Source organism: Phocaeicola sp. RTP21198st1_B8_RTP21198_201120, from assembly GCF_040929485.1.
Classification (GTDB): domain Bacteria; phylum Bacteroidota; class Bacteroidia; order Bacteroidales; family Bacteroidaceae; genus Phocaeicola; species Phocaeicola dorei.
In genome coordinates, this window is record NZ_JBCOCI010000072.1 from 1 (window position 1) to 25,697 (window position 25,697).

At 44.4% G+C, this 25,697-nt stretch carries 23 protein-coding genes and 1 pseudogene; 4 read left to right on the top strand and 20 right to left on the bottom strand.

The features are described from left to right. The 7 genes from AB5935_RS18890 to AB5935_RS18920 all read right to left on the bottom strand — a co-directional run. On the bottom strand, window positions 1-1,391 hold a 1,391-nt coding region (locus AB5935_RS18890), incomplete at its 3' end, for an OmpA family protein (RefSeq protein WP_368327519.1). A gap of 151 nt (window positions 1,392-1,542) precedes the next feature. Beyond that, complete coding sequence (gene mobV, locus AB5935_RS18895; protein WP_004319463.1) at window positions 1,543-3,003, bottom strand: MobV family relaxase; 1,461 nt, start codon at window positions 3,001-3,003, stop codon at window positions 1,543-1,545. A 225-nt stretch (window positions 3,004-3,228) separates the two neighbouring features. Beyond that, a complete protein-coding gene (locus AB5935_RS18900) occupies window positions 3,229-4,053 on the bottom strand; it encodes a hypothetical protein (protein ID WP_005836223.1) in 825 nt (274 codons plus the stop codon). A 55-nt stretch (window positions 4,054-4,108) separates the two neighbouring features. Next, on the bottom strand, window positions 4,109-4,624 hold the full coding sequence (locus tag AB5935_RS18905; RefSeq protein WP_005836224.1) for a hypothetical protein: 516 nt from the start codon (window positions 4,622-4,624) through the stop codon (window positions 4,109-4,111). 13 nt (window positions 4,625-4,637) lie between these two features. Beyond that, window positions 4,638-4,988 carry a hypothetical protein gene (locus AB5935_RS18910; protein ID WP_004319471.1) on the bottom strand — a complete coding sequence of 117 codons (351 nt, stop codon included), beginning with the start codon at window positions 4,986-4,988 and terminating at the stop codon, window positions 4,638-4,640. After that, window positions 4,989-5,435: a hypothetical protein gene (locus AB5935_RS18915; protein WP_005836226.1), complete on the bottom strand. Its 447-nt coding sequence runs from the start codon at window positions 5,433-5,435 to the stop codon at window positions 4,989-4,991. A gap of 16 nt (window positions 5,436-5,451) precedes the next feature. Continuing rightward, window positions 5,452-6,567, bottom strand: a complete 1,116-nt coding sequence (locus tag AB5935_RS18920; RefSeq protein WP_005836229.1) for a hypothetical protein — start codon at window positions 6,565-6,567, stop codon at window positions 5,452-5,454. 367 nt (window positions 6,568-6,934) lie between these two features. Between AB5935_RS18920 and AB5935_RS18925 the strand changes: the two genes are divergently transcribed. After that, complete coding sequence (locus AB5935_RS18925; protein WP_005836230.1) at window positions 6,935-7,522, top strand: recombinase family protein; 588 nt, start codon at window positions 6,935-6,937, stop codon at window positions 7,520-7,522. 94 nt (window positions 7,523-7,616) lie between these two features. Here the strand turns inward: AB5935_RS18925 and AB5935_RS18930 are convergent, their stop codons facing one another. Genes AB5935_RS18930 through AB5935_RS18940 form a run of 3 tightly spaced genes read right to left on the bottom strand, consistent with a single transcriptional unit; the run spans window position 7,617 to window position 8,459 of the window. Beyond that, window positions 7,617-7,922, bottom strand: coding sequence for a hypothetical protein (locus AB5935_RS18930; RefSeq protein WP_005836231.1), 306 nt, complete (start codon window positions 7,920-7,922; stop codon window positions 7,617-7,619). Then, window positions 7,919-8,161, bottom strand: coding sequence for a hypothetical protein (locus tag AB5935_RS18935; protein WP_005836232.1), 243 nt, complete (start codon window positions 8,159-8,161; stop codon window positions 7,919-7,921). Before AB5935_RS18935 ends, AB5935_RS18930 begins: the two co-directional genes overlap by 4 nt. 13 nt (window positions 8,162-8,174) lie before the next feature. Further along, window positions 8,175-8,459, bottom strand: a complete 285-nt coding sequence (locus AB5935_RS18940) for a hypothetical protein (RefSeq protein ID WP_004319482.1) — start codon at window positions 8,457-8,459, stop codon at window positions 8,175-8,177. 459 nt (window positions 8,460-8,918) lie between these two features. Here AB5935_RS18940 and AB5935_RS18945 point away from each other — a divergent pair, with 459 nt between their 5' ends. Beyond that, entirely contained in the window at window positions 8,919-9,263 is a 345-nt protein-coding gene (locus AB5935_RS18945; protein ID WP_034523143.1) for a hypothetical protein, read from the top strand. 126 nt (window positions 9,264-9,389) lie between these two features. Here the strand turns inward: AB5935_RS18945 and AB5935_RS18950 are convergent, their stop codons facing one another. Continuing rightward, window positions 9,390-11,114 carry a ParB/RepB/Spo0J family partition protein gene (locus AB5935_RS18950; protein ID WP_176350418.1) on the bottom strand — a complete coding sequence of 575 codons (1,725 nt, stop codon included), beginning with the start codon at window positions 11,112-11,114 and terminating at the stop codon, window positions 9,390-9,392. A 394-nt stretch (window positions 11,115-11,508) separates the two neighbouring features. On the opposite strand from AB5935_RS18950, the gene AB5935_RS18955 reads away from it, so the two are divergent. After that, entirely contained in the window at window positions 11,509-11,760 is a 252-nt protein-coding gene (locus AB5935_RS18955) for a hypothetical protein (protein WP_032837713.1), read from the top strand. Window positions 11,761-11,862: 102 nt separating this feature from the next. On the opposite strand, the gene AB5935_RS18960 is transcribed toward AB5935_RS18955, so the two are convergent. The 6 genes from AB5935_RS18960 to AB5935_RS18985 form a co-directional block, all read right to left on the bottom strand. Then, window positions 11,863-16,839, bottom strand: a complete 4,977-nt coding sequence (locus tag AB5935_RS18960) for an N-6 DNA methylase (RefSeq protein WP_005836238.1) — start codon at window positions 16,837-16,839, stop codon at window positions 11,863-11,865. Between the two features lie 450 nt (window positions 16,840-17,289). After that, window positions 17,290-17,751 carry an SLOG family protein gene (locus tag AB5935_RS18965; protein WP_005836240.1) on the bottom strand — a complete coding sequence of 154 codons (462 nt, stop codon included), beginning with the start codon at window positions 17,749-17,751 and terminating at the stop codon, window positions 17,290-17,292. A 303-nt stretch (window positions 17,752-18,054) separates the two neighbouring features. Next, window positions 18,055-18,213, bottom strand: coding sequence for a hypothetical protein (locus AB5935_RS18970; RefSeq protein ID WP_371744246.1), 159 nt, complete (start codon window positions 18,211-18,213; stop codon window positions 18,055-18,057). Between the two features lie 85 nt (window positions 18,214-18,298). Beyond that, window positions 18,299-18,601 carry a hypothetical protein gene (locus AB5935_RS18975; RefSeq protein WP_004319491.1) on the bottom strand — a complete coding sequence of 101 codons (303 nt, stop codon included), beginning with the start codon at window positions 18,599-18,601 and terminating at the stop codon, window positions 18,299-18,301. Window positions 18,602-18,611: 10 nt separating this feature from the next. Next, window positions 18,612-18,854: a DUF6926 domain-containing protein gene (locus AB5935_RS18980; RefSeq protein ID WP_004319494.1), complete on the bottom strand. Its 243-nt coding sequence runs from the start codon at window positions 18,852-18,854 to the stop codon at window positions 18,612-18,614. A 408-nt stretch (window positions 18,855-19,262) separates the two neighbouring features. After that, window positions 19,263-19,643, bottom strand: a complete 381-nt coding sequence (locus AB5935_RS18985; RefSeq protein ID WP_005836245.1) for a single-stranded DNA-binding protein — start codon at window positions 19,641-19,643, stop codon at window positions 19,263-19,265. An 806-nt stretch (window positions 19,644-20,449) separates the two neighbouring features. On the opposite strand from AB5935_RS18985, the gene AB5935_RS18990 reads away from it, so the two are divergent. Next, a complete protein-coding gene (locus tag AB5935_RS18990; RefSeq protein ID WP_008667034.1) occupies window positions 20,450-21,259 on the top strand; it encodes a ComF family protein in 810 nt (269 codons plus the stop codon). A gap of 316 nt (window positions 21,260-21,575) precedes the next feature. On the opposite strand, the pseudogene AB5935_RS18995 reads toward AB5935_RS18990, so the two are convergent. The 3 genes and pseudogenes from AB5935_RS18995 to AB5935_RS19005 form a co-directional block, all read right to left on the bottom strand. Then, window positions 21,576-22,361, bottom strand: a pseudogene (locus AB5935_RS18995) (tyrosine-type recombinase/integrase); the annotation flags it as partial. A gap of 219 nt (window positions 22,362-22,580) precedes the next feature. Then, a complete protein-coding gene (dnaK, locus tag AB5935_RS19000) occupies window positions 22,581-24,500 on the bottom strand; it encodes a molecular chaperone DnaK (RefSeq protein WP_007837345.1) in 1,920 nt (639 codons plus the stop codon). Between the two features lie 328 nt (window positions 24,501-24,828). Next, window positions 24,829-25,620: an META domain-containing protein gene (locus tag AB5935_RS19005; protein WP_007837344.1), complete on the bottom strand. Its 792-nt coding sequence runs from the start codon at window positions 25,618-25,620 to the stop codon at window positions 24,829-24,831. Window positions 25,621-25,697 lie beyond the last annotated feature (77 nt).

Consider the following 25,697-nt stretch of genomic DNA (forward strand, 5'->3'; position numbering starts at 1 on the left):
GCCTCATTGGGTGAATAATCGTCAATCCCCCCTTCTGAAACAATTTCAATACGGTTGCTTGGCACGGCACGTTTGATAAGCTGGGCCTTGATGTATTCCGCACGGCAAAGCCCCAATGAATTGTTGAGCGTTTCATTACCCGTGGCATTGTCTGCCGCTCCTGAAACCCGGATATGCAACCTATGCTTATTGGCAATCCGGGCTATCCCGTCAAGGTTGATGAGTTGCGAGGTATCAGTCAGATGGCCGGTATTCAGGACAAAGAAGAAATAGATAGGTGCCCCGACATACAGGCTGTCGGAAACAAGCTGTGAGGCATCACTATCTAAATGGTGGGTATGCTGTCTTTGTGAAACAATTTGCTCATTGGTATGTGCCGCCGGATGAGCGGAAGATGTAGAGTCGCTTGCCTCCGTCAAGGGTGATTGATTCAACCTTGCGCGAAGCGAATTTAATCCGCTGTAATTGTTTCTCGGATAGCCGGAAGAAGCGGTTTGGCTTTCTGCGTTGCCGACAAGTTCGGACAGCTTATCAGCGTATCGGTCTAACAGACCTTCCAACTCCAGAATCTTCTTCAACTCGGCGATAATGGCCAGGTTCATGGCATTGTTTTTCTGTAATCCCCGGTTCTTCCCTGCCAAACACAAGGCATGAACAGCCAGTTCCTCATTCTGTCTTATATAAGGAACAGGGTCTATCACCTTCCGCCAACCGACCTTGCCAATCGTAAAGGAGATTCCTGCCGTCAGGCCCACTAAATTATCCCCGAATTGGTCTGAAGCACCATAACCGTCGAAGTCCTTGAAAGTCGTGGTGCCACCCAGTTCCGCAAGCAAGTGGAAACGGTCTGTAAGACGGTATCTGCCCTGTATGCCGTAGGAAAGAGCAAACGGATGGTGGCCGCTCCCCTTGTGGTGGATGATACCGGCTCCCGCATAAGGGATGAGACTCCAACGGCACGGTGTATTGCCCCTATCCAAGCCTGCCAATACATTCCAAAGCAAATCCGCATGGCAGAATTGATATGATTGTGTTTCCAACCGTGAATCCTTGAATCGGAAACCCTGATAGGACAAGCGACCTCCTATAGCTGGCGTGAACCATTTGCCTGCCGAAACAGCCAATGTAGGCTTCATCCTGCCAAATAAATCTTCACACCCTAATGGTGAACCCAAGAAAGCGGAAGTACCGCCGGAAACATTCAGGAACCAGTTATCTTTCCACGTGGAGACGGAAACGACATCGGTCAGGTAAGAAGGCTGTACCGTTTCCCACTTCTCCTTGAAATACTCTCTGTGACGGGTACACACCGTATCGGCTATATTCACATTGTAAGCCTGTGCTCCCATCGAAAATGCCATTGGCAACATAAACAAAAATATTCTCTTCATTCTATCTAAAATTTGGTTTGTGATGCAAAGAAACAACGTGACCGATCTATGCCTGAACGTATGGAAGCCTATCACGCCGTCTTTAACAAGTATTCTTTTTTACTTCTCCCAATCAGACTGTCAATCAGACTTCATGGAGAGTGAATTTCTCTTATTTTTTACGGACGCTCTTTCCACCGGCAGGCTTCATCATCCGGTGTGCCCTCTGCAAGCAACGCCTTGCCCATGTCCGGTCGTCCTCGTCCTCCTTCCTTCTCCAGGGCAGGTCGCTTCCCCCTCCGCCACCTCCATGCCCTTCGGCAAAGGTGGTGGCCAAATCGACATAATTGGCGAAAAGGTAAATGGCGCACTTGAATATATCTTCGCCACGTTCGGCCATGTCCTTAATCAATGAATCATCGAACACGCTTTGCGCCTCTTTCCCCAAACTTTGGAAATGCGTCCTGAACTCCCGGATGATGTCACCGACCATGGCTTCCGCCAATCTGTATCGGACCTGGTTCTCCAGATTATAAGTAGCTAGTCTCACTTCCTCCCTGTAACTCTCCACCTTGTCTTTCGATTCGGCCTCCAGTGTTTTCAACTCCGACAATTTGCAGTCGGCTTCCGCCAATTTCTCCCGTTTGTCGGACAGGTTTTCAAGTACTTTCTGAAGCTCATAATCAAGCTTAGCGATGCGTTTCTGGAGTTCTTCGGAATCCCCTTTGCCCGTCCTCAAATCAGTGGCCACTGTTCTGATTTCTTCCTCCAATTCCAGTTTCTTTTGTTCCTGATTGGCAATCATGGTAGATAATCCTTTCACTCTTTTTTCTGCCAGACGGATGTCCGAATGGAGTTGTCGAAGCAGCTCACGGTCGTTCCCAATCTGTTTCTCCAGCGCGGTACATTCACGGCTCAACGCACGCCTGTATTCTTCCGTTGTGCGGTGCTTGGTGCCGGTCACGCTCACGCTGTCTCCACGGTTCAATCCCCACTTCCCATTGACTTTGGCAAGCTCGTCGTGGAGTGCGAACAGACGCTCTTTGAAGTCATAGATATTTCCTCCGAAAATCTTGTTGAACGAAATCTTATTCCGTTCATCTACCGGTATCACGGTGCAATGCACGTGTGGGTTGAGTTCGTCAAGGTGTACATAGAAGCCTATGACATTATCCTCCCCCCATTTGTCACACGCAAACCTGTACACGTCCTGCGCCCAAAGTTCTATATCCTTGTTGCGCCGGATATGTGAGTTATCAGCTCCATGCGTGAGGTTTACTTTCTGGCCGCCAAAGGCTATCTCGTGCATCCTCTCCCTGGAGCCTCCAAAGATGATATTCGCCACAGTACGGAACTTCGGTTCGGTAAGCCCGGCGTTGGGGTCTTTGATACTACGCTCACGCAAGGTTTCCGCCATGCGATCCGGTATGGATTTGGACTTATCCACTGGCACGACCTTACCTCCTTTGATGACTTCAAAGTTAAGCCGTTCACGGGTGCGGTCATAGTTGCCGTGCTTCGATGCCCATTCCCAACCTCTTTCCGTCCAGTTGCGCTGATGCTCGTCGCTTTGACCGGTGGTCATGCCCTTTCCGGGCCTGATGTCCATAACCTGTTTGATGTTGTTCGCCATGTGTCCTATATGCTATTTTTACAGCTTGCTGCCGCCTTTGCGGTCTCTGCATTTTGCCCGTCCGGGGCAAAGTGCGTATTAGGCTACGTGCTGGAAGCACTTCCTTCCGGACGGGCAAGCCCGTCGTAAAACTGGAGGTCAAGACCTCGCATGAGGGTTACGCTTCCGCAAGTGGAAATAAGGGCATACCCGGTGAGTCTAAAAGGAGAGGCAGCAAGCAGGGTTCTATTGGTTGGTTTGGGGTATTTTCCCAGCCTTCTCTTGATTGATTCCCTCAAAATAGGGAGCGTAGTATTCCCAAAGCAGGCGGAGGTCTTCTGAAACCTTGTCTGGTATCAAGGCTAATAAATATTCCGGAACTTTCGGGCATTGTACGTCAATCAGGTTCAGACCTGCCGATGCGAGTAGTTGAAGGTATATCGCCACATCCCTGTGGCAAACCTCGCAGTACACTCTCTCCAATGTGGCGGAAAGCGTTGGATTGGTCGGAAACAAGTTCGTCCTTTGCAGGATTATATGGGCGAACAGCTTATGCAAGCGTTCCCCGATGCCGGCTCCGCTATCTGTCACCGGCATGGATAGAACATGTTCGGTAGTTGTGATGAACTGTACAGCCGATTCAGCCATTTCCTCCAGGCACAGGTAGCCACATATCCACTTGTTGATGCGTTCTTCCTCCGGTGACATCATACGGGGCTGTAAGCCTTCCGTTTCCGGCAACGTGTAATTCATTGTTATCAGGAAAAACTTCTTGTGTGCGTCTATCCTCGCCATGCCGAAGTTCTCCAACGCATCGAGGAAACTGCGTGTCGTGGCACGGTGCCATTTCCATTGCCGGGCAAGGTTGCTGACGGTCGTGACGAATTGCCCTTTCCGCAAGGTGACGGTCGTTCCGAAATAGGTCAGGCTGTCACGGCTTTCACCGGATGCCTTGTCAAGTAAGTCACAGAGGGCATCCATTTTGGAGAATCTTTCTTCTTCATCCGAACGGAGGAACTCAAGCAGTTCCTTGTCCGCAATTATTCTGTAATTGATGTATTCCTTCTTCATGAATTTATGATGATTATATAGTCTTCGAACGGTAATAAAAGCAGGGAAAACATTATCATTTCTTCCTATACCCCCAGTTTCGATAGTGCGGAATGATACTTTCGGGATTCTCTAAAAACGATTGCCTTAAAAAGGGCTTCTTTACCATGCGGCAAACCGACAATGAGGGGTAAAACGCCGCCCCGAAAATCAGTGCGCCAATGGTAACGCCAAGCGGCAGGAAATGAGGAGCAAACAGGCAGACAACAGAGAATACCGCCACTCCGAGAAGTGTCCGTTCCTGCTGCAAAAAGCGGAATACCCGTTCTGAAATCCGATGGGAAAACAGCAACAGGCATACCACGGATGAGGGAGCCAGTTCCAATGGCAACTTGAACAAAGAGAGGTGGTAGAAATGGAACATGAGCAAGGCTGAAAGCAATACCAGCCTGTAACACTTGCGGAAGTTATGGCTGAATGCCATACGCAGGTAGAACTTGGTCATGGACGGTTTGGACTTCTTCCTGTGATAAAAGAAAGGAAGCACTAAAAACGTGAGTAGAAAAAGCAAATAAAGGGATTTTACAATCATGGTTATCTATGTCTTAGGGTTCTAATTCGAGTTTGATGAAATGATTGGAAGCGATACGGACAATATCTTCCACATCAGTATATAGCAATGCTTCCGATTGGTAGCGTGACTTGAAATCGGGATTGCGTTTCAATGAACGCACGGCACTATCCAATTTGTATTCCGGTATGCTCAATACATGGCCTTTGGGATAGACGCTGTTCGGGACTTTCGCCACCAAGTACAGGACACGGCAATGCACCGGATGCAACTCTCCACCCTTCTGGACGGAGAACGTGCTTTCCCTGTCTGCATCCAGCACATCAATCCATGTCCTGTAATCATGGATAACGGATACCAGTTTTCTATAAATACTCTCTTTCATTCAGACAAAATCTCTTAACAGTTCTTCCTCACTCCGCGCAAACAGCATATGGCCGTTCTTGATGACCTTCAACAGTTCTTCCCGAAGTTCGCAGCCCATTATCTCCAGAGAATCATAGAGGGTCACATACAGGGTATCACATTCAATGTTTCCGTTTGCCGTGGCATTGAGCTTATACATCCGGCCGAAACGTGGATTGGAATAGGCACAACATTTCTGGCCGAAATCCGTGGACGTGGATGGCAGGTAGTGATAAAGCAATATGAGTTCCATTTGATCCTCCAATTCGTCAATCAGTTCTTCCAACGGATACACCTTTGGCAAGAGGAAGGTCAGCACGGCACTGTCCTCATAAATCTCCGCTCCTTGAAATTTTCCCGGAGAAATCAGTGCCGGCATTTCCAGACCTGCCAGCGTGACGAACCGGTCTATTTGTTCTTTCTGCATGATATATTCTTTGATATTAGTTGATATTCGTGATGTATGCCTTGATAAGAAGTGCAGGCAACTCGTCCACCTCCAGCGGGAAGCCGGAGTGCTTCAACTTCCTGGTTGCTTTGGAAGTCTCTTTGGCCAACCTGTGAAGTGCATCGGTCTGCCTCTCGGACAACAGCGTATAGGAGAGTTCATCGAAGGAAATCCACGGTTGAACCAACATCCAGAGATATGCCATTGAACGGTTACTGTCGGCTATGTACCTGTCACGCCATATCTCGTCCAGACAAACGAGGGCATTTTGCAGCAAACGGCGGTTGTTGCGTACTGTCAGGAGGATAACCAGTTCTTCCTTGTGGAATAGAGGCTGCTCCTTCATGGAAAGGTCTGTGATATGCCGTATCACTTTTCCGGTCTGAACCGTGATGTCGCCCAGTGGAATATCCCCATACACAGGAAGATACTTCAAGAAAGAACGGAATGCCATATCTTCCTCCTGCAAAAAGGTGATAATGTCTGCTTTGGACCGGAAGCCGTCTTTCAATGTCCGCTCGAGCATCTTCTGATACAGGGCTACGGTCTGTTCAGCGTTCGTGCCGTAAGTTGGAACACTGTCCAGACCGGCATAAAAACGGTGTGCGGAAGCTACCAATGGCAGGGAAAACGTATCGACTTCCACTCTATTCAGTGACTCTATGATTGTGAGGTAATCCGTAAAAGCCCACTGCCGTTTGTCAATCAGCCTGCCCATATAAAAACGTAGGGAATCATGGATGATTTCCTGTCTGGCCGGTGCATGGGCTTTCATGCTGTCACGGATAATACAACTTGCCACGGAATCATCCAACGCATACCATTTCCGTGCCAGTTCCACAAGCCGGCCGGTGGTTATATTTTCCGTTTTTTTTACCGTTTGTAAAAAATCTGCATAGGCATCGAAAGCTTCTTCGGAAGAATGGAAGCCATGTTCCGCAGAACGGTTGCAAGAAGCCAACAAGATTATGGCCAACAAAGCCACCCATGTCGTGTGTAAAAGAGGACGGTCACCTTTGAATAACAGGCGACCAATGCCCGGATAGAAACAAGATGATTGTCTCCGTGTCTGTCGTACTGACAATGTTTTTGTCACTAAATACAATTTCATATCGGACTTTAGTTTTATGATTTCAAAAAGCAAAAATAAGGTGTAATATCCATATAAGAAGTATGTAAAATACAAGTTTACAAAAGCTTATGGAATTATACTCCAAGTCTGTTTTTTGCAACTTTGTGTAAATCAACCAACGGATAACAAATAGCACAAAAAACATTTTTCAAGCTATCCGATAAAAGAGGGGAAGAATAACTGGAAATACTTTCAAAAAGGAGTGGCAACATGGCAAACAATCTGTCTGACACGCTATGGAACCTCGATGTGAAATGATAAAAAAGGTTGTCCGAGCTGCCATTTATGCGGCTTTGTGAGGTATTTGTTATACCTTTGTACTTGAATAAATTAGGAACAAATAAATATGGCAAAGGTAGGATATGTAATGAATTATGCCGGGTATAGGGCGAACACGGATAAAGAGTGGATGAAGCGATTCGGCTGTAACGAGATTATGGAAGAACAGCAGGATTATGAGTTGCGTACGGAATGGAACAAATTACTTGACCGACTAAACAAGGGGGATGAACTGGTCGTTCCCAAGTTGAGCCACGTTCTCCGTGAGACACGGCAGCTTTCGTATCTCCTTGAATATTGCCGTCTGAAGGAAATCCGTCTTATTTCAATCCATGACCGCATAGATTCCGGCAACGAGCTTTTTCCGGAGACACAGATGTCGGATATACTCAATGTCGTGGCATTGCTGCCCAAAGAAGCATTTGATATCCGCAAGTCCTCCGATGCAGTCCGCAAAGTGAAAAGCCGCATGAGAACATTGTCCCCGGTGGATTACAACCGCATCGAGCGGAAAGAGTTCGTGGTGAATATGTATAAAAGCGGACACCTTATCAATGAGATATGGAAAGCCAGTGGCTTCAGGAGCCGGAGTTCCGTGTTTCGGGTGCTGAAAGAAGCCGGGATAACATTGAACAGAGGGCGTAAAAAAGGATAAGCCTTTATGTAATTAAAAGGGGGCCAAGGTACAATGATACAGCATGGATGGGATTTATCTCCCCCATCCATGCTGCCATTTCGTAGTACGACTTTTATTCAATGACCCGAATACGTCTGTTATAATAAACACCCTTGAATGCTTTTACAACAGTATCATAGACTTCATCGCACGATACGGCATCAAAGCAAAGCTCCATCGTCCAGAAATCAAATTGAAATTCCACCAATGTTCCCGAATAACGGTCTGACGTATTGTAAATGGTCACGGACATATAATCGACCGTTCCGCTTTGCAATTCCACCCAATGCCCATAATAGGAAAACGAGTCATTGTTTGACTGACTGTTAAGGGTGATTTTGTTTATCAATCTGCTTATGAAATTATATCTCTTTTTCATTGCGGTATCTGTTCATCTATTCCCACCGTGAAGCCTTGTCCGTCTTCATTCATAAACTCATAAAGCCTTTCAAAGTCATGCTTGACCTCTCCATGGCGGAAGTTTTTCATGCACTCTTGAATTTCAACTTCCATTGCGGCTTTGGCTTTCTCCAAAGTGCTGTAAAGCGTATGGCAGTCGGAAACGCTTTCACCGCAATCAACTAATGTATAAAGTATGTAGATGGTGTTCGTTTTCATTTTTGTAAACCAGTTAGATGTGAGGTATATATCGTTCGTTCTCTGCTAAAAACTCTATAATTGCTTTAGCCTCTTCGTGCGAAGCCCTGTTACGGTCATCGTATCGGCGTTCTTCGTCAGCCATGACCTTCAGGCATTTCCGGATTAATCGGTACAGCAGTTGTTGGATGGTCGGGTGCATGAATGGGATGGAAGCAGCAAATACGGAATGGTTGAAACTATAATTATTCAACATATTCTCTACTTCTTTTGCAAATTGGTACTCCTTGGTTGCTTGGATGTTCGGAATTTTTTCCATTGTCTTTTCTGTTTTAATGGGTTACACATATCTTTCCCTGTCTTCGGCTTCTTTCTGTCCTGCCGGTTCGGAATTTATGCTGCGGTTTCCAATCATCGACCGGGCTTATAGGTACGGTCTTTCTTGCCAATTACGCTTGCATGGCAAGGAAGAATTTGCAAGAAATACATTTCAGGCCGGACTATTAAGACACGATGATAGACCTTTGCAGCCAAAATCTGAACGGTGCGGACAGATTGGAGTGGAAATATCGAATCTGGATATAAAAGGATAATGGGTCGGTATAACAGGAAAGCAAACTGCTTCCGGGTGGGTCGGACAAGGGGCTGCCGGGCAAACTATGTAGTGACTTTTCCTTTTTTGGACTCTACCGAAGGTACAGGGAAAAATAGGAAGTGTCACTGTTTGCCCTTACCACAACCTGTCTGGAAAGGAAAGAGACGATAGGGAGAAAAAGCAATGGCGGATGAATGGAAGGGGCTTGGCTTATGCCGTGGAATACCGTGTCGTTTCGGTTTGCCGAAGCTCCGGCATGGAACAGCACAAAGTCAAGACCCTGTTTGTCCGGCATTGCCTCCCCGTATCTTGTATGGAAAGGATGGTTGTGGTACAGACATTCCGCTGATATGGGTGGGGAAGCAAGCGATAAAAAAGGAGACTGGTAAATGGTATAAAAGGATGACGGGCAATTCCTTTGGGATTGTCCTAAAAAGGGAGTGGGCTTATAGCCTTGTAAATAGGAAAGCCGGGGGAGCAAACCTTTATGGCTCACTACCCCCGACATTGCATATTCACATTTGCTAATCAAACCAGTCGGGATTATCAGCTTTGAGTTGGACTATCAACTCATTATTTTTTATTGTTGTCATTTCATATGTTTGAATTAAAGAAAGTAAGTAGTGGGTGGATTGCTCCACCCTTGCTACTTATTTAGGCTGCCACTTCGGGTTGCTGTTCTTCTGTGGGTTGAAGAACTTCTTCAGATTGAGGTTGTTCGGTTTCTTTTGTCTGCTCCAACAAAGCGACTTTCTTTTCTTCAATGCGTTTATGGCGGTTTTCATACACTTTATTGTACTTGTTTGTAATGTTTGCCAACTCTTCGGGCATGTGTTTTTTTGCAAAGTCAAACAAAAGTGCAGCCGTGCCATTGTTCCTAAAGGCATCTTTAAAATTAGCAATCAAGAAATCCCTGCGGATAATGGCTTTTGCTTTTGCCGTAAGATTGGCTATGACGTTTATCTTATCTTCATCTTTCAGATAGTCACATTCTTTGTCAATGCCGATGGCTGCATAATTTTCCTTACGGAGAGAGGACAACAAGAAGAAATACATCATCCTATCTTCATCAGCACCAAATTTCGTTTCCGTTGTATCAATTTCCTTTATCACCCTTTTTACATCATCTACTGTGTTTTCAGTGGCGATTTCCTTGTTACGCTTGTCTTTTTTCTCCAATTCGGCTATTTGTACAGCTATTGTTTGTGTAGCCTTGTCACTTTCTGCTATTTGAGCTGCGGTCTTTTCCACATAACAGAGTGTGATGTCAGCCTGACCAATCTTGGCATAAAGGGCAATCTCCCCGGCTTCGCATCGCTGGCTGATTTCATTGCATATCTCCATGTAATCAGCTTGTTCTTCCTCGTGCTCCTTCAGTGCATCCTCATAATCTTCGGAGTTATCGTAATCTTTGATTTGTGGTTCTATCGGATTTTTAGGAAAAGCTATACAGCTATTTATTGTTTCAACGTCATAGCCCGAAGCGATGAGACGTTCAACCGTGGTTTCATTAGTGCAATATGGGTCACGGCAAAGGATTATATCGGGCTGTTGTTGCGCAATCTGAATGGCTTTCTCTTTCAAAAAGGCTGCATTCATTTCTGCAAGGCAAGTGCGGTTAGAGCATTGTCCACAACCACCGTCATTGAACAGCAAAAGGTTGTTGGTGTTATGTCGGCAAGAAGCACATTCGGTTTTGTCGAAGCAGTAACGCTCCAAGTCTATGGTGAATTTCTGTTCGATAAGCTCTGCTATCTCTTTGGCTTTTCGGCCTCTCCAACTGGAATAGTGCTGGATGCCTTCTTTGAGATATTTCTCGTACACCTCACGTTGCACATCTTCCCCATATCGGCATATTTCAGAAGCCACACTAATGGTGATAACATCTGCATCCAGCAATTCGGCAAGTTCGGGAATGAGGGTGGAGAAATTCAATCGGGTACGGATATAGTTCTCGCTTTTGCCAAATAAGACAGACAAGGTTTCTACCGTATGCCTCCCACTATCAATGAGTTGCTTATAAGCATTGGCTTCTTCCGTAGGAGTAACGTCTTTACGCTGCAAGTTCTCTGTGACCGCCATTTCCTGTGCTTCTTCGTCCGAAAGTTCGGATATGATAGCCGGAACTTCTTCCAAACCAGCAATAACGGAAGCACGGTATCTGCGTTCGCCAAAGACAATCTCGTAACGGTCTGTGTCTGCAATAGGACGCACGGTGATAGGTTGCAATACGCCTTGTTGCTTGATGCTTTCCGCAAGTTCGTCCAGACCTGTTTCATCGAAACGCTTGCGAGGATTGTAGTTACTCGGCTGAATGTTTGCCACTGACACTAACGTGATGTTTCTTTCTGCTGCTGATTGATTAGCTGTTGTCATAATCTTTGTAATTTTAAAAGTTTGATATTATGTGAATATTTGTTTTTTCCCTTTCATCGGTTTCTTTTTGTCGAAACCGTTTTGGAGTTTTACAATGCCACACACAGCTATCGGTATAGCTTCATGCGGCGGCTTTTCTTGCCAATTACGCTCCGAAGGAGGAAGAATTTGCAAGAAATTCATTTCAAGCTGGCGGCATCAAGTGCGATAGCAGACTTTTGCATTAGGAAAACCCAACCGGTGCCGACTTAAAAAGTGACAGGAAGAAGGGTCAGGGAAAGAATGAGTAGAAAAGGACTATAAAGTCTCTATATATAATAGGTATGTGGAGAATGGTATAAAAGGAGGGATAGAACCTATAAAGGTCTCCGGCTTGGGTGGGTAGAATAATCAGGGTTTGCCGGACAAACAAAAAGCGGCTTTTTCCCGAACTCCATGCAGAGACAACTCGACGATTGTCGAAGTCCCTGCATGGAGTACCGGAATGTGCCGCCGTTTGTCCTGCCTCTCCCCGTGTCTGAGCGAAGTGAAAACTCAGGGAGAGGACAAGCCTTATCCTATGAAAAATCCGGGTGGGAAAGCCGGTGGAAGCTATGCTTATTATAAAAGGTATGGTCGCAATGAGGTATTACTCATTGAGTTGTTATAAAAGGGAACGATGGCTTGTAATGTGCCACCGCATCATAGAAGAAATTCCCTTTGCCTTGTCTCACGACAAAACAAAGGGAATGGTTAAAATATACTGTATAAATTAAGCTGCGATTACTGTCACGGCAGGTTGTTGCTCCAACTCTTTCAAGGAGTTATCAATCTTCCGCTGCAACTCCTTGCACTCCTGTTTCAGTGCATCCAGTTCGGCGGTCTTGCCCCACTTGCGGCTGAAAATCTGCTGCAAGGTCGGGAGTTCATTTGCCAGTTGGTCAATCTTTTCCTGTTGGCGTCTTATCAGTTCCGGCAACTTGTCAAGGGTGGCTTGCGGATAGACTGCGGAATCGGCAAAGCCCAATGGCAATGCACCGGACAAACCGCATTTGTATTTCAACCCGCTTTTACCTTCCACCAAGAATATGTTGCGTTCAAAAGCACCGGTATAGTGGTATTCGCTGCGGACGGACAGGTTCAGCCCGATGTAGCTGCCAATGGTGCCGATGGATTCGTTCCTGTAAGTCTTGGCTATCTTATGCAACTCACGTCCGGTTTCTTCCGCTATGGCTTGTTGCAGGTTCAGAAGCAAGGTTTTCCGTTCGCCTTTGTATTCTTTATAATATGCCCAATCCTCGGACATCCGTTGTTTGGTTAGCATGGTTTCCTCTATATCCTGCTCAGTTTTGGCAATCTTGCGCTCGGCACGGTATCTTTCCTTGTTGAAAATGGCCTGCTCTTTCTCCAACTGCATAATCCGGTTGTCAAGCTTTGCCTTGTTCAACAAATCCATATTGCCGGAAAGGACTGCAACGAACTCGGCGAAGTTCATGCCTGTGTTCTCGTCCATGCTGTCCTCGTCAATCCTGCGCACGGCTATCGTGCCGTTGTTTATCTGATTGATAAACAGTTGCTTGTTCCGTAACAGGTTGAATTTGTAGGCATCCAGCGTTTTCTCCGTGCCGTAAATGATAATATCCACGACATTGCCACCCCAGAACTTCACGGTATTGCCTTTGCGGACGGCACGCCCGTTGCGCTGCTCCAAATCTGCCGGGCGCCAGGGTACCTCCAAATGATGCACCGCCACGGCTCGCTGCTGCGCATTGACACCTGTACCCAACATGGAAGTAGAGCCGAACAATACCCGGACAGTGCCGTTGTTCATGTCGGTAAACAGTTTCTTACGTTCTTGTTCGGTCTTGGCAGTCTGTATAAACCGTATCTCATTTGCCGGAATACCCATTGTCACCAACTTGTCTTTGATGTCCTGATAGATGTTCCACTCATTAGACTTGTACGTGCTTAAGTCACTGAACACGAACTGCGTACCTTTGTTGGATTTGGAACGTACATAATAGTCGTAGATAGTGGTCGCACACCGGGAAGCCTTGTTGCCCAGATCGTCAGCGAACTTATCACCCAACAGGCGCATATCCAAAGCCATTTTCCGTGCCACATTGGTAGCCACCAGCATTTTAGCCATATCCAGATTGTCGGGCTGCGGAATGTCAAGCCCCAAATCATCCCAATTACCGCTACCGGCGAACGACACCAGACGTCCAATCATTTCCTCTTGGGCAATGGTAGGCTTGTCGGAGAGAAAACGTACATTCTTCTGCGGCACGTCAAGGTTTATCATTTCAGCCGTGCGATAATCGGTTATCTCACGCAGGAAGGTCGCCAGTTCAGGAATCTTGATATACGTGCGGAAACGCTCTTTGCGCTTGATTGAGCCGGTGATGTTCAACTCATAGTCGGTTGTCTTTTTCGTGAAAATAGCCGCCCAAGCGTCAAAGCAACTTATACATTGGCGTGACAACTCTTTCGGCCGCAAGTATTTGAACAACACATACAATTCGGTCAGCGCATTTACCACCACCGTGCCGGAAAGGAACGTGGCACCCAAATCCCTGCCCGTCCGTTGTTGTATGTCACGAATGGCGACAAGTAGGTTCATGGCACGTTGCGAGCCTTGTGTATTACCAATCCCGGCAACCCTTGTGTGGCGTGTCTGGAACATCAGATTTTTAAAATAGTGGCATTCATCGACAAAGATGTGGTCGATGCCCATAGCATGAAAATCAACGCAATCATCCTTTTTCTCGCCAAGTTTCTCTTTTAAGGCTTCCAAGTTGGCGTTGAGGTTCTTCTGCCGTTTCTCCAAACCTTTCTGTAACCTTTTGTTGTTATCAGCCATACCGCTGTCCTCCAACACTTTCAAAGAGCGTTCCACGTCTTGAAGTTCCTGTTCGCATATCTCCAGCATGGTCTGCTCGGATTGCGGTATCTTGGAAAACTGGTCGTGCGTGAGAATGATGCAATCCCAGTTGTTATTCTTGATTTTAGAGAACAATTCCTGTCGGTTGGCAGGTGTGAAGTCCTCTTTTCCCGGATAAAGAAGTTTTGCGGTCGGATATGCCTTGCGGAAACAGTCCGCAATCTCGTGTACGTTGGCTTTCAAGCCGATAATGAGCGGCTTCTGTGTCATGCCCAAACGCTTCATTTCATAAGCCGCCACACACATTACCATTGTTTTGCCTGCACCGACTTCGTGCCAGCATACGCCACCGCCATTCTGCTTAATCATCCAGATTGCATCCTTTTGTGAGGGATAGAGGTCGTTGTATGGGAACTGCTCAAAAGAGAGGTTGGGGAATGTCTGTGCCGAACCGTCATAATGAGGACGGACGTAGCAATTAAAGCGTTCGTTATACAGGCGTACCAATTCATCACGCACGGCGATAGGTTGGTAATCCAACCATTCGTTGAACTTGCGGCGTATCTCCTGTATCTTCGTGGATGCCGCTTGTATGGCTTCTTCATCGGGTACACGGATACTTTCACCGTTGCGCATTATCTCTTTGGTGATTTCCGGAACCGTATCGTGCAGGGCGTGGACGAACAGGGCTTCCCCGTTATAGCTTCCAATCGAATAGACATTATAGGCAATGGGAGAATGGCCTTGCAAAGAGACAATATAGGTGTCGTTCACATCAAAATACATCACCGTTGTGTTTACCCCGAACAGGTTTTTGGCAAAGGAAGCGTAAATACTTGCCGGAATCCAACGCTCACCCATATTAAAGTCAAGTTCTTCATACGGAATAAGTTCGGGGGTCGCATCTCCCAAAGCCTCGACAGATGTAGCCGCCCATTTTTGAGCGTTGCCTGTCAGGTCGGCAAGAACGGTACATATCTCCTTGCACTTCTCCACGACATTACCTGCAAGGAATTTGCCTTTGTTCTCCCAACAATCCGTCAAAGGATTGTAGAATATCTCACCGGCAAGGGCTTCTGTCAGTTCTGTTTCGGCCTGTCCGGTTGTCTGTACAAGATAGTCCATATTGACCGAACCGTAATAGTTAAGGCTGCTTGCCAATGCTTCTACCGGTGTCAGTTGAACGGAAGTATCTATTTTCTTGAACGCAACAGGCTCGTGCATGATGTCGGCTTTACAGATATCCTTTCCGAGTTGCATTTCAATCGTGAATACTTCCATGCCCAGACTATCCCAAGAGAAAAACTCCTTGTTGTCGTTGTGGTGGAAAAAGCCCCACTTGCGCACATAGGCATCATAATGTTTGTTGAGTTGTTCCCTTAGCTTCGGATATTCGGCCAGTTCCTCGCTTTCTTTGGTTGTCAGTTCAAAGTAGGCTTCACGGATAGGAAGATAATCGTTGGCACGCTCTATGTTTATCCGGGAAACTTTCAAAGGTACGAATGTAACGGTCGTGTCGGAAAAACAGTTTGCCTGTTTGTAGCGGAGTGTGCCAAGTTGGTTTTCAAAGAGTACTAACGTGCCGTTTTTCATCCACTTGTGCAACGTGCCTGTGTACGTGCGTTTTTCCCTGTTGGGCTGTGCCACCTTGTTGGTATTAAAGCAATCAAAAAGTGACATTTGTATGCCGCCAATGCCTTTGTTCGGTGTGGCAAACAGGTTCTTTCTGAAAAAACGCTCAAAGTCGGCTTTCAGCATGGAGGAAAGGGTTTGTTGCAAATCGGCTTCCTCTCCCTGCCAGCGGTATTTGCGCACATATTCCCCATATTGGTTGGTTTGTATGCGACTTTCTGTAAACAAGGCGGTTTTTGGTAAAGTAAACAATTTATTGGTATGTCCGGTATATTGGTCACTACCCGGTACGATTTCTCGGGTTGTTTCTATGAACAGCTTTTCACGGTCTGTAAGCGTTACCTTACGGCCGCTCTTTTGGAATATCAACAGGTCGCTGCCTACTTCAATGCCGCTTGTCTGCATGAACAGGCTATCAGGCAAACGTAATGCCGTAATCAGATTGCAACGGTGTACAAGATAGTCACGCACGAATTGGTTGCCTTGTGTGTCAGCGATACCTCTTGATGTGACGAAAGCCAATATGCCGCCCTCGTTCAGTTTCTCAACGGCTTTCAAGAAGAAATAGTTATGGATGGTCTTGGAAGCCTGTGCATAGATGCCGCCTTTTTTGCTAAAAGTATTGTCGAACACACGGAAGTCGCCAAACGGTATGTTGGAAGCGATTACGTCAAAGCGGTTGTGTTCCGTCTCTTGGCTGTCAATCGTTTCAAATCCTTCGATGAATACCTGTGTGTCGGGATGCAGGGCGGACAATACAAGTCCGGTAAGCAGGTCTTTCTCAAAAGCCGTCCGATGTGTAGCCATATCTCCGACTGGCAGGAAACCGCCGATACCGGCGGACGGTTCTAAGAATGTGCCCATTTTAAGGTCGTTTGCCGTGAAAGTGTCTTTGATTTGCTCGGCTACGGCTTGAATAAGGAATGTCGGGGTATAAAAAGCTGTCAATACGGACGATTTCAGACTTTGTAGGAGTTGCCTGTAAAGTGTTTCATTCCCTTTTGCCGCTTTTGACAGGACGGAGAGCAAGCGTTTAACGGCTTCCTGCATGGTGCCGGGTATGGGGGTGTCCGTTCCGATACTCAATACTTCCTTGATACCTCCGCAGCCTGTAAACTTGGATAATGTCTCACGCTCTGCGGTGGTCGCATTTCTGCGTTCCTCGTGAATGGCAAGGGCTGTGCTTATCGCTTCGATATTGCCCTCTAATGCTTTTAACTTGTTGTAACTCATACGTGTATATTTAACCTTTTGTTTAATATTTCCCTTTCTTCGGGCGGGTTGTTGCAACCTGCCGGGAATTATTTTTCTGCCTCGAAAAGGTGACGGGGAAATACGGGCAAATCTGACGAGGGAAATACGCTCGAACTTGTGAGAGGAAGATTTCGTGAAGGCATCCACGGCACAGCCGGATTTGACAAGTCTTGACACCGGACGTTACCTTTGCGGAAAAATAAATCCGGGCCGGGTGGAATCACGCTCAAAAAGGCAATCTTGATTGTCACGTTATTAGAGGATAGGGAGAGTTTATAAAAGGAGCCATTTCGGGTAAAAGTGGAAGGGAAGCCGCTCTTGGAGCGGATGGTAAAAAAGGGAATGAGTGGATTATAACAGGAAATTGAGGCGCAGGGCTGACCAAAAGAAAAGGCTCTGTGCAAATCATACACAAAACCTTTTCATTGATTAAAACAGATTGACAACCGGCATACCTCGCTGCTTGGCTCTTTTGAAAGTGTAGTATGTGCCACCTTTGGGAACTCCGTCAAAGTAGGCTATCAAGTGGCCGGAACATGACAGCATATAGTCGTTTCTCCGAAGGAAACAGTCATCAGCATAGCTTTCTGCAAGTATGACAACTTCATCCGCTTTGGCAAGAGCATTACGATAGCGTTCCTTATTATAAGGTGTGAATTTTTCACATTGCCCACGATAAGGCACGGTTGCAACCAATGTAATGTCGGAATATACTTCTTTCATGGATAAAGCCGTTTCTGCGGCAAGCAGGTCGAAGCCCATCGCCATGCCACAGTAAAATATGCGGATGCCTCGATTGTAATGTTCCAATATCACTGTCCTTAATGCTTTCCGAAGCGAAGGTACTTTATCGTAGGGTATGGAACGGTGGCCGGTAAGTGCCACTGCCATTACTTGATTATGTGAATTGGTTTGTTTCATTGTGCACTCAATAGGTAGTTTTAATACTCTTTGATTGATTCTATATATTCTCTTACCAGTTCTTCTGCCGCAGCATACGGGTCTTTTTTATCTGCAATATCTTTCACATGAACCATGAAATTGTCTATTTCTCATATACAATTTTCATCGGTATATACTTGGCAATAATAGCCACCTACATTTTCCTCACAATCAGGATAAAATGTTACATATACTTGCGCTCCTTTTAATGTTCTTGCTGTTACCATATATTTTATTTTAATTATTGACTGGTTATAAAGCTGGAATTATGCCGCTTGCTATCAATATACCTCCTTTATAAAGTTCAATCGTGCCTGGCACAAATCCCATTTTTCCAAAAGCAATGTTACGGATATAGGCTTTGTATTCATCCGCTTTAAAGTTTTGTCCGGTCAGATTATTGAATATCATAGAGATAGATATGTTGTCGTCAGACCAAAGAATCATTTTTTGACCTTGCCTTATTTCCTCGATGCAACTTTCCTTTGGAGGATTTCTATTCGATATTACCTTCATCATCTTCATTCTTTGGGTTGTACCTACAAAAATCTACTATCAATAACCGTTCATCCATGTATTTGGAAGGGTCTGAGGCAAGGCGTTGCTTCAGCCAAAAATGTTGTCTGCCGTATCCATAAGCAAAGAACTTGTCAAAATCCGTGGTTTCAGACAATTTTGTAACAACAGCTTGAAAACCAGCTTTGTCTGTTGCAAATACAGCATGGTTTACCAGTTCAACCAATAAGTTGGGAATTTGTGCGTCCCATACGTTAATAAGATTTTCAAATGTCACATTCATAGCGTCTTAATTAGATATTATAAAAAACGATACAATCTTCCACTTCGGTTGCCTTGCCGAATAGTGGGTCTTTGGTATAATAAGGTGGCATACCGCCTTGCACGCTGTCTGCAATGGGGCATACCAGTTCGATACACCGATTACGCAATAGGTTGTCAATCATTTTAATCTCTTTGTCTTTCAGTCCTGTGGCGTCTCCGTTAGCCATGTAAGGCAATGCCCATGTGGGTACTCTTTCGATACTTCGTTCCATATAGCTTTTTTTAAAGTTAATACTATTATTTTCTCAATGCCTGACTTGTTTTCCCTACATTACTTTTCAGTTCCGCAGGTCGGCATATCAGACTTTTTAAGGCATCCCCTGAATGAAGCCATTGATGGAATAAGGCAAGCCCGGATATGAAAATCAACCATGCAATAGTCTATTTTCATCATACGAGCAACGTGTGGCTTGCTATTTCCGGGCTTCATTCTAATTTCGCCGCACGAAAAGTGATGTGCCGGCTTGCGAGCCAAAAGAGCAATATGCTTCTTTATAGTGGTGCAATGGGAATCAATATGATATAACAGGGAGGATTGGTTAAAAAAAGAGAGTATGCGTAAATGTATCTGTTGAACATAAAAAAACGGCCGAAGCCGTTTTTGAAAGGAGAAACTGCTGTTAAGCAGCTTTCTTGGCTTTCTTCTTTTTTGAAGCGACAGGAGCTTTTTCTTCTTCTTTCTCCACCGGCTCATAGAAGTCGGTGACTGCCATGATGATACGGTTATGTTTGACACCTTGCTGGTCAGTCCATTCGTCGGGTTTGAAAAATCCCTTGACTGTAATGTTTTTGCCTTTCTTCAACAACTCAAAAGAAGTGCTGTCATTTTTACGCCAGGCTTCCACGTAAATGAAAGATGACACATATTCTTCTCCGTTTTGCTCCTTGCGGCTTACTGCCAGTGGGAAGCGTGCTACGCTTGCTGTTGTAAACTGACGGATTTCTGCATCCTTACCAACGAAACCTGTTACTGCGAATGAATTTTCTACTACTTTCTTCATAATTCTATTTTTTAGAAGTTAAACAATTAATTTTTATGATGCTATCGGATATTGCAGGTATAGGGCGGCACCAGGGATAGCACGCAAATACGCTATATTTTTCACGCAGTAGAAAAATGTCGGAAGATTTTCGTGTATGTCATTGGTCAGAACGGAGTGACCCGTAGATGCTTCGGCATCGCTGCATTATATCTTTGCATCTGAAAAATATTGTGACTTCGCCATCAAAAAGAGATTGACGAAGGGAGGGCAAAGAAAATAGCAGTAATAGTCGGAAAGGAAGCTGAAGTATGCTAATAACCGCACGTGGCTCTATCCATGAGGTAAAGGAGCAAATCAGAATGGAAACTTCATTATGAAATGAGGAAACCGTGAAAATCAGCAATCACATAGGCATTGTTGATATAAAGCAATACTCATTGGGATATAGATAACGTAAGGCTGACTATAAAAAGTGGAGAAACGATATTGCCGGCAGTTTCAGTAGCCTATCGGTTGGATAGAAGAAGGAAAAGGCTGTTAAACAAGGAAAAAGTTATCAGAAGGTTACTTTTCCTGTCAAAAAAGACTTTGGCTGTCTTTGGGAAAAAGGATTGCGGTGAAACCTTTTATAACAGGAGTGTATGTAAACAGATGATATATAAGAAGAAAAAACAAATGAGATAAGTTAAAAAGGTGGATTGGAATATGCTGTTTCTGCGTATCTTTGCAAATGGAAGTGCATCATAATAAGAACAAATTATAACCTTCCAAAAGAAAAGGCATAACGTGCCTATAAAGCGTATCAATAACAAAGAAGATAGAGAATGGAAAAACTGATTATATGGATTGTCCTATTGGTGTTCTTTTACCTGATGAGCAGGATAAACACATGGAAAAAGAGAGCGGCTGCGGCCTTTCTGGTAGTGGGGCAACGTGCGATAACAAAGGAGGAACGCAAATGGGGATATCGCAATGCGCTGCGTGCAGGGGAAAAGAAAGCGGAAAGATTCTATGTATATTCAGCTTTGGAGGATTTCATGGATGAGAAACCGATGGTGCCTTTCAAGATGAAACTTTCCAACGGCAAGAAGATTCCGGCAATATTCATTGACTATTACATACCCAAAAAGGATTGGAATTTCATCACTGAGGAACAACGGAAGTTTGTACAAATGGTATATGACTTTAAGGACGGACGTGTGTCTTGCAGCCGTTTATTCAAAGAAGCATTGGCAAAGCTGGATTTGCCAGATAGTGTTAGTGTTGTATTCATGCCATGCAGCAATCAAAGCAAATACCTTACCCGATTCAGCCGGTTGAACAATGCTTTGTCGTATGAAGAAAAGTTGCATCCGATGCTGTACAGTCTTACTTATCTGGAGGCCCGTGAAAGCAAACACAACATAAAAGATAGGGATAAGGTAAATGCGGATTCCAATATCATTATCAATGCAGACATCGTAGGCAAGAAAGTCGTAATTATTGACGACGTGATTACAACAGGAAGCAGCATCAAGGAACACGCAGAGGAACTTGGCAAATATGGGGTGGAAGTTGTCGGGGTTGTCTGTTTGGCTAAAACCGTGAAGTATCCGGAGAAAATAGAGATTTGGATTGAATCTCATTTCAAATAGAAAAGCGTAAAGGAATACAGGTTTAGTCCGGTTCTTGTAGTATATATACAAGATTCAATTAAACCTATTATTATAAACTCATCCGGCTGATTGCTTGATTATGCACTGAGTGGAAAATACACTCGGTGATTTTTCTTTTGGGAGGCAAAAAATATCAAATATAGGGAGTGATTTGAGGTTGGAACTTACTTCTTACGATTTTGTGTTGATTGGCTGAATTTTGAATGATTATGTTACTATTTTGTTAATCTAAGAAATCTATTGTTTTGTATATTGTTGTAATTCAAATATATACAGTACTATTTTTATAATATTCCCATTTATGGCGCGCCACATACATAGTAAGTGGTGTGGTCAATCCTGCCCGGGCTGCAATCTTCTTCAATTTACGGTTCACCAGCAACATTTTATTCCGGTATTGTCTGCGCTCCGTGCCATCTTCTCGTTCTATAATAGGTAAAAGATATTGTGTTTCCGAATCTCCGTATCTGTCAATAATCTCCTGCATCTGTTTTTCCCACCGTATAATGAGTTTCTTACCTGTTTTACGACGGCTATAACTCACAAAGCCACTATTGAGATCTTTTTTGCGCAAATAGGCAAGATCTATAAAAGACATTCCTCGCATATAGAAAGAAAAGAGAAAGATATCTCGTGCAAATTCCAACGATTTATGATCGGAAAGATCCAACTGCTTGATGTGTTTGATATCTGTCAGGGTGGCAGCTCTCTTTGAGGTCTTGTCCACACCAGTATATACATTCTCAAAGGGATCTGCAGGAAGGGCCAGTCCCTCACCCACTGCCTTGCGATACACACAACGCAAAATACGCATATAAAAAGAAGTGGTATTACGACTTAAATGGTGAGTGGAGCGCATCTCCGTTTCATAATGTTCCATCAAATCTGCATCCATCTCATCAAAACATAAGTCTATGCCATCACGGAACTTCATGAAGCTGTTCAATGCGGACTGATATGTTTCGACTGTCCGTTCTTTTCCTTGCCCTCTAAGACGCTCTATCTGCTCCTGCATGTATTCAAAAACGAAAACGCCCTTACTCGGACGATACTTTAATTTTACTAATCTCATATTTGCCATTACCTAGGTTAATTAAATAAATCATCAAAGAAAAATATAATATCATGATTTATATTTTAATGAGGACTTAAATACTTGTAATGGCAAATAGATTCTTAAGAATTAAAGAGAAAGAACTCAGTGTCCTTATATCGACAAGTATATAACAATAAAAAACACAAAAGCGCGCAGTTCTGATAAACTGCACGCTTTTGCTTATTATTTATGTCCTTGTCTGAATTACTTCACTTCCTCAAAATCTGCATCCTGAATATCTTCTTTGTTATTAGAAGAAGAACCTTGATTAGCCTGTTGTCCTGCACCTGCACCCGGACCAGCCTGAGCGCCACCTTGTGCACCACTCTGAGCATACATTTCAGCGCTGGCAGCCTGGAATGCTGTATTCAGTTCAGCCATGGCAGTATCAATAGCAGCCAAATCCTGTGCCTTATGAGCATCTTTCAGTTTCTGAAGAGCAGTTTCAATCGGGGCTTTCTTATCAGCCGACAACTTGTCACCTAATTCCTTCAACTGATTTTCAGTAGAGAAAATCATAGAATCAGCTTGATTCAATTTGTCAATCTTTTCACGTTCCTTCTTGTCTGCTTCTGCATTAGCTTCAGCTTCGGCTTTCATCTTTTCGATTTCTTCCTTACTCAAACCAGAGGAGGCTTCGATACGGATAGCTTGTTCCTTACCGGTAGCCTTATCCTTTGCAGATACTTTCAAAATACCGTTAGCGTCAATATCAAACGTTACTTCAATCTGAGGAACACCACGACGAGCTGGAGCAATACCAGTCAAATTGAACTGACCGATTGATTTATTCTGTGAAGCCATCGGACGTTCACCCTGAAGTACATGGATAGTCACTTCAGTCTGGTTATCGGCAGCTGTAGAGAAGGTTTCACTCTTACGAGCCGGGATAGTAGTGTTTGCATCAATCAACTTAGTCATTACACCACCCAATGTTTCGATACCCATTGACAACGGAGTAACATCCAGCAATACAACGCCCTTGATTTCATCTGTCAAAACAGCACCCTGAACAGCAGCACCTACAGCAACAACTTCATCAGGATTCACGCCCTTAGAAGGAGTCTTGCCGAAGAATTTCTCTACTAATTCCTGAACAGCCGGAATACGAGAAGAACCACCTACAAGGATTACTTCATCGATATCAGAGTTGCTCAGACCTGCATCGCTCATAGCTTTCTTACAAGGTTCAAGACAAGCCTGAATCAAATTGTGAGCTAAAGCTTCAAATTTAGCACGGGTCAAAGTCTTAACCAAGTGCTTAGGCATACCGTCTACGGGCATGATGTATGGCAGGTTGATTTCAGTTGAAGTAGAAGAAGACAATTCAATTTTTGCCTTTTCTGCAGCCTCTTTCAAACGCTGCATTGCCATCGGGTCTTTTGTCAAATCCGCACCTTCGTCATTCTTGAATTCCTGCACCAACCAATCAATGATCACTTGGTCGAAATCGTCACCACCCAAATGAGTATCACCATTAGTAGAAAGTACTTCGAACACACCACCACCAAATTCAAGGATAGAGATATCAAATGTACCACCACCAAGGTCGAACACAGCAATCTTCATATCTTTGTGAGCCTTATCAAGCCCATAAGCCAAGGCAGCGGCTGTCGGTTCGTTCACAATACGTTTAACCTCCAAACCTGCAATCTGACCAGCCTCTTTAGTAGCCTGACGTTGTGAGTCCGAGAAGTATGCCGGAACGGTGATAACGGCTTCTGTAACTTCTTGTCCCAGATAATCCTCAGCTGTTTTCTTCATCTTCTGCAGAATCATAGCTGAAATTTCTTGCGGAGTATAAAGACGTCCGTCGATATCTACACGTGGGGTATTATTGTCACCTTTCACTACTTTATAAGGGACACGGGCTATTTCCTTCTGTACCTGATCCCAGGTTTCACCCATGAAACGCTTGATAGAAAAAATAGTACGTTGCGGGTTAGTGATTGCCTGACGTTTTGCAGGATCACCTACTTTACGTTCGCCACCGTCGACAAATGCAACGATAGACGGAGTAGTACGTTTACCTTCACTGTTTGCGATTACTACCGGTTCATTACCTTCAAATACTGAAACACATGAGTTTGTGGTTCCTAAGTCAATACCAATAATCTTTCCCATAATTATATATCTTTATTTATTTGTTTTCAATTAAACTGATTTCTTGGCGAATGGTTCACGAAGGATTTCTTTTTTTCTTTGGTGCACCAACCGCACGTCCTTCATAAAACAAACGGTATGCCAAAAATAAGAATGTGACAAAGGCTGACAAAATGACTGATTTATTTGTTATATGATACTTTTAGATGGATTTATATAAGGCAAGAATGTCAGAATTCCACCAAACAGAATACTTGTCAGCATCCTACCATAATGCCATAAATGCAATCGGCCTATTTTCTCGTTTATGAGAAAATAGGCCGACCATATCTATTTGAATGTATATGGATTATCGTTTCTTCAACACCAGCAATTCATTTCCATTTTCACCTAATAAGTATACTTTATTATCTTTCATGCTGAAACTTTTTGTTTCATTCAAAGCATTCAGCACAATAGTTTCAGTTTCCATATCAGGACACATCATCATGGTAGTAGCAACATTGTCAAATCTCAAAGAATTGGGTTTTCCATCTTCCTGCGTTAATGCACCATTAATAGTATTACAGCCCATATTACCGTAAATGCGGCTTTCATCCAAATTAAAACCGATAAAAGGAGTTACCTCAGCCGTACCTACAATCTTCTTTCCATTCACCAATTCAATAACCCATTCTCCTGAAAGATCAGACAGTGACACTTCCGGAGCCGCCTTCTTTTCCAAAGTCATCAACGGCTGACCATCTTGATTACATAGAGTTATCACACTAGGCTTGTCAGAAACCGTCTGGAAAGAAGTCACTTTATCCAATGCACCCAATACCATCTGCTCAGTCTTCATATCAGGGCACATCATGCGGGTACTTCCTATCTGTCCAAACTTCAATGTACCTGGCTTCAGAGAGTCGGCTTCAAAACTTCCCATCATACGGTTACATCCGCTATTTCCATAAATACGTTTCTGAGCTACATCAAAACCAATGAAAGGCATTCTCTCTGTAGATATCTTTTGTCCATCCACCTCTGTAATATTCCATTCCCCATCCAGAGAAGAAACAGACAACATATTCTTTCCACTACCACAAGATACAATCAATGCTCCGGCACAAATAGCCATCATTTCTAATACTAGTTTTTTCATATTCCTTAATTCCGCAACACTATTATAAATTAAACTTTTTAAGTACCTGAGCAACAAAAAGTTGCTCAGGATTTTGC